The 5625-nt window shown below is 58.9% G+C and carries 4 protein-coding genes and 1 pseudogene; all 5 read left to right on the top strand.

The genetic code is table 11. The annotated features are described in order from the left end of the window. On the top strand, positions 1-1266 hold a 1266-nt coding region (locus PROAA_RS18245; RefSeq protein WP_186412717.1), incomplete at its 5' end, for a radical SAM protein. Further along, on the top strand, positions 1263-2141 hold the full coding sequence (gene ubiA, locus PROAA_RS18240) for a 4-hydroxybenzoate octaprenyltransferase (protein WP_186412716.1): 879 nt from the start codon (positions 1263-1265) through the stop codon (positions 2139-2141). The genes PROAA_RS18245 and ubiA, both read left to right, overlap by 4 nt. A gap of 129 nt (positions 2142-2270) precedes the next feature. After that, positions 2271-3734, top strand: coding sequence for a 4-hydroxy-3-polyprenylbenzoate decarboxylase (gene ubiD / locus PROAA_RS18235; protein WP_186412715.1), 1464 nt, complete (start codon positions 2271-2273; stop codon positions 3732-3734). A gap of 112 nt (positions 3735-3846) precedes the next feature. Then, positions 3847-4044 carry a hypothetical protein gene (locus tag PROAA_RS18230; RefSeq protein WP_186412714.1) on the top strand — a complete coding sequence of 66 codons (198 nt, stop codon included), beginning with the start codon at positions 3847-3849 and terminating at the stop codon, positions 4042-4044. A 551-nt stretch (positions 4045-4595) separates the two neighbouring features. Continuing rightward, positions 4596-5625 (top strand): annotated as a pseudogene (locus PROAA_RS18225) (hypothetical protein); the annotation flags it as partial.

Raw genomic sequence — 5625 nt, 5'->3', positions numbered from 1 at the left:
CTGATCGAGATTACCGAACACTGCAATCTGCGCTGCCCGGTGTGCTTCGCCGAATCCGGCCCCGAGCGGTTGGCCCATCGCTCACTGGTTGAGGTCGAGGCCATGCTCGACGCCGTGGTGGCCAATGAAGGCGAGCCGGACGTGGTGCAGATTTCCGGCGGCGAACCGACGCTGCATCCCGATTTCTTCGCCATTCTCGATGCTGCGCGGACACGACCGATTCGCCATCTGATGGTCAACACCAACGGCCTGCGCATCGCTCGTGAGCCGGAGTTTGTGTCGCGGCTGGCCGATTACAAACCGGGGTTGGAAATTTACCTGCAGTTCGATTCGCTGCGCGATGAAGCGCTGCAAACGCTGCGCGGTGCCAGCCTGGCGGAGTTGCATCGGCGCGCACTCGAACAGCTCGAAGCACACGGCATTTCAACAACGCTGGTGATGACAGTGCGGCGCGGCGTCAATGAAGACGAAATCGGCGAGGTGATCCGTCATGCGCTGAACTGGCGCTGCGTGCGCGGCGTCACCTTGCAACCAGAGCAGTCGGCTGGTCGAAACGAAGGGCTGGATGCGCAGCCGGGCGCGCAGCAGCGCCGGCTGACGGTGAGCGAACTGCGGCGGCGCATTGCCGAACAGTCGGGCGTATTCAGTCTGGAAGATATCGTACCGGTGCCGTGCAACCCGGATACGCTGGCCATGGGCTATGCCCTGCGGCTGGGCGATGACGTTCAACCGCTGACCCGCCACATCGGCCCCGAGGCGCTGCTCGCAGGGCCGCACAACACCATCGTTTTCGAGCGCGATCCGGCTCTGAAAGAACAGGTGTTCCGCCTCTTTTCGACCAATCTGTCGCCGCAAGGGCAGGCCAGTTGCCTGTCCGATCTGCTGTGTTGTCTGCCTCGCATCGATGCGCCGCGGCTGTCCTATGAAAACGTCTTCCGCGTGCTGATCGTGCAGTTCATGGATGCCCACAACCTCGATTTGCGCGCTTTGAAAAAGTCCTGCATACACATCGCGCAACCCGATGGTCGGCTGATTCCCTTCGAGGCCTTCAACCTTTTCTATCGTGGCGAGCGCGCGCAGCACACGGCGCGGATACGGACCAGCATCGCCGAGGCCACCTTGCGGCGAAATGAGCTGAAAAGCGGGCTGCAAAGCGGGCTGAAAAGCGGGTGGCAAAGCGCTCCATCGACGACAGAGCCAGTGGACAATAACGAACATCCCCGGGTCGTAGGGATGCCTGGCTCTTCATCTTTGCCTTCCTCATGAACACAAACCAACTGCGCGAACGCATCGATTGCTATGAAAAGCTCATGCGCCTCGACAAGCCGATCGGAATCCTGCTGCTGCTCTGGCCGACACTATGGGGTCTATGGCTGTCCTCTCAAGGGAGACCCAACTGGGTGGTGGTGTGGATTTTCGTACTCGGAACGGTGCTGATGCGTTCGGCCGGTTGTGTGATCAACGACTACGCCGATCGTGAGTTCGACCCGCATGTCGCCCGGACGAAGGCGCGTCCACTGGCGGCTGGCACGGTGTCGGTGAAGGAGGCGATGATCCTCTTCCTGGCGCTGGTTATCAGCGCCTTCTGTCTGATCCTGCCGCTGAGGAGTTGGCTGATTGTCGGGCTGTCGGTTGTCGCGCTGATTCTTGCCGCGAGCTATCCTTTTACCAAGCGCTTCCTGGCGATTCCACAGGCCTACCTCGGCGTGGCATTCGGTTTCGGTATCCCGATGGCCTACGCGGCGCATCTTGGCCACGTACCGGCGGAAGCCTGGTGGCTGCTGCTTGCCAACATCTTCTGGGTGATCGCCTACGACACCGAGTACGCCATGGTCGATCGGGCCGACGATCTGAAGATAGGCATCAAGACTTCGGCGATCACCTTTGGTCGTTGCGATGTTCCGGCTGTCATGTTCTGTTATGCAGTGGCCCTCGGCCTGATCGGCTGGATCGGATACGGCCTGCGACTTGGCTGGCCGTTTTACGCCGGGCTGGTATTGGCGGCAGGTATCGCCGGCTATCATTTCACGCTGATCAGGACGCGTGATCCGGCGCAGTGCTTCAAGGCCTTTTTGCATAACAACTGGATCGGCGCCAGCGTGTTTGCCGGGATCGCGGCGAGTTCTCTGATTCGGCCGTAAAGATGTAACAGGCGATCCGCGATCTGCGCTTGTGCGGTGAGCTCAGTTGAGTTGCACGAGTGGATTCCCCGATAAGCGTCGGATCAAGGATAATCTTCATTCCACAATCCTTGCATCGGTTTCCCCTCTATGCGTTATCACGACCTGCGAGACTTCATCGCACAATTGGAAAGCATCGGCGAACTCAAGCGCATTGGCGTTGAAGTCGACACTCGGCTGGAGATGACCGAAATCTGTGACCGCGTGCTGCGCGGCGGCGGGCCGGCGCTTCTCTTCGAGAAGCCCAGGGAGCACAAGATGCCGGTGCTGGCCAACCTCTTTGGCACCCCGAAGCGCGTGGCGCTGGGCATGGGGCAGGAGTCGGTGGAAGCGCTGCGCGAGGTCGGCAAACTGCTCGCCTTCCTCAAGGAGCCCGAGCCTCCGAAGGGATTGAAGGATGCCTGGGACAAGTTGCCGATCCTGAAGCAGGTACTCAATATGGCGCCGAAAGTTGTGTCGTCGGCGCTATGCCAGGAGATCGTCTGGGAAGGCCAGGACGTCGATCTGTCGCGACTGCCGATCCAGCATTGCTGGCCGGGCGATGTGGCGCCACTGATTACCTGGGGCCTTACCGTGTCGCGCGGGCCGAACAAGACACGACAGAACCTCGGCATCTATCGGCAGCAGGTCATTGCTCCGAACAAGGTGATCATGCGCTGGCTGGCGCATCGCGGCGGCGCACTCGATTTCCGCGATCACTGCCTGAAGAATCCCGGCCAGCCTTTCCCGGTGGCAACGGTGATCGGCTGCGATCCGGCGACCATTCTCGGCGCCGTGACGCCGGTTCCGGACAGCCTCTCGGAATACCAGTTTGCCGGCCTGTTGCGTGGCGCCAAGACGGAAGTGGTGAAATGCATCGGCTCGGACCTGCAGGTGCCAGCATCAAGCGAAATCGTGCTCGAAGGTTTTATCGACCCGGATGAAACGGCGCTTGAAGGCCCCTATGGCGACCATACCGGCTACTACAACGAACAGGCGCCGTTTCCGGTATTTACCATCGAGCGCATTACCATGCGTCGCAACCCGTTCTACCACAGCACCTATACCGGCAAGCCGCCGGACGAGCCGGCGATGCTCGGTGTGGCGCTCAACGAAGTCTTCGTGCCCCTGCTGCAAAAGCAGTTTCCGGAGATCGTCGATTTTTACCTGCCGCCCGAAGGGTGTTCGTATCGCCTGGCCTCGGTCAGCATCCGCAAGCAGTACCCTGGCCATGCCAAGCGCGTGATGTTCGGCATCTGGTCTTTCCTGCGCCAGTTCATGTACACCAAGTTCATCATCGTGGTCGATGACGATGTGAATATCCGCGACTGGAAGGAAGTCATCTGGGCCATGACCACGCGCGTCGACGCGGCGCGCGATACGCTGATCGCCGAAAACACGCCGATCGACTACCTCGATTTCGCCAGCCCGGTCGCCGGGCTGGGCAGCAAGATGGGCATCGACGCCACCAACAAGTGGCCCGGCGAAAGCAGCCGCGGCTGGGGAACGCCGATCGTCATGGACTCCGAGGTGAAGCAGCGGGTTGACGCACTGTGGCAGGATCTGGGGCTATGATCTTCTGCGTTGAACTTGGGCGTCGTCTGTCATCGTGTGGGCCGTGATCATTGTACGGCGAAAAATGAGCCCAAGTGTATGATGGGTGCTTGGTATCGACGTCAAAAGACCAATGAACCAGCTACTTAAGCCTTCTTCCACAACCCGGCGGATTACCCCCGCTCGTGTCATCTTTCTTTACGCAGCTTTGGCCGCCCTGTGGATTCTGGTGTCTGGCGCCCTGCCATCATTCAGCGTCGCCGACCCGGTGATGGAGGGACGAATCGAGCTTGCCAAAGGTTTGTTGTTCGTCCTTGTGACCAGCAAATAGCACTTTGCCTGAAAGAATTTCTGCGCGAAACCTATGCTCCTTTGAGTCTCTGCGGTGGTTGCGCGTAATTCTTCACAGCCTCCAAGTAGCGTGCGAAGCCGCTGAATTCAACGATTTCCATGTGCTGAATAGACGTTCGGCAGGACTGTAAAATATTTCGACAAGCGCAGAGTTCGTCACCGGTGTCAGCGCGGGCACTGGATGCCGATTCCGTATTCATGCTGGTCGTTTCCTGGGAGCCAGAAGTGCGATGGTTAGGCCGGAACCCTTGTTTCATTGGCTATTCGAGCAAGCCGCCGACTGTCAACAGGCAAGTCGTCCACTTCGCCATTCCCGCCCGGTCAGGTGGCTTTGCGCGTTGGCATGAATGTCGTTCCTCGGGCCGCGACAACCACTGTCCCAATGGATTTACACTCAAAATTGGCATGTAATTGTTTAATTGCATTGAGTATTTCGAAGAAGAGACATGGAGAGGACGAACTGCGTCGTCATCGTCCGAGGTGCCTGTTTCACCAGAGTTACACTTTAGTCGTCGAGAGCCACCATCGACGTTGCCACTAATTGAAAATATACTGATCAAACAACAACGTAAACTTATTCTGATGGGGTGGCACAAAGAATGCTTAGCTATACCCGCAAGACGCAGCATGGGGCGGCGTTTTAGTCAACAGGAGAGAAACCAAATGAACAAGACTCTTATAGCGACAGCGGTTGCGCTTGCTTTCGGGGCAAGTGCGTCATGGGCGAACCCGACCAACAACGCTACGACAGTAACGCAGAATCCGGGGCCGGCAACGACCACGGAACAACCGGCTGCGAAATCGGTTGATGCGACTCAGACATCGGGCGCGGGCGCGGCCTTCCAGCAGACGGCAACTGCCACTGCTGATCAACAAGGCAAGGTTAATGCGAATGAATATTCGACTGCAACCGACAGTTCGACAGACACCAAGACGATTACCAAGAACGACACTGGGGGTAGCAAGGCGAAGGATCAGGCTTCGTCGGCCAACAACGGCAGCACTGCCACGACCACCAACGACAACAGCCAGGCCAACGGTGGGGATGCCAAGGCAAAGGATCAGGCGTCCGCAGCGAACAATGGTGCCACCGCCACCACCAATAACTCTGATCAGGATAACGACAAGAGTGCTGGTGACAACCGCGACAACAAGGGTCGCGCCAAGTCCGAGGGTCAAGGGACAGCGGCGGCCAACAACGGCGGATCGGCTACCGCCAGCTTCGACAACGCCTTCAATACCAGCAAGGCCATTGCCAAGGTTGAACTGACTGGCACAGTGACAGGCAATAAGATCTTCGGCATCGGCAACAATGCCAGCAACTTTGGTTCTGCTAACGGCGCAGCCGGTGGTAAAGGTGGCAAGGGATACGGCGGTTCAGGTAGCGGTGGCACTGGCGGTAACGGCGGTGACGGCGGTAACGGCGGTAACGGCGGCAGTGGCGGCGATGCAGGTTCCGTTTCTAGCGGTAGCGGTGGTTCCGGTGGCTCAGGTGGCTCAGCAACAGCCACGAATGGCAGTGCCTCGGCAGAAAAGGCCAAGAATGGCAGTGCCACAGTCG

It is taken from the genome of Candidatus Propionivibrio aalborgensis (assembly GCF_900089945.1).
Taxonomy (GTDB): Bacteria; Pseudomonadota; Gammaproteobacteria; order Burkholderiales; family Rhodocyclaceae; genus Propionivibrio; species Propionivibrio aalborgensis.
This window is presented reverse-complemented; position numbering and strand designations above follow the sequence as displayed.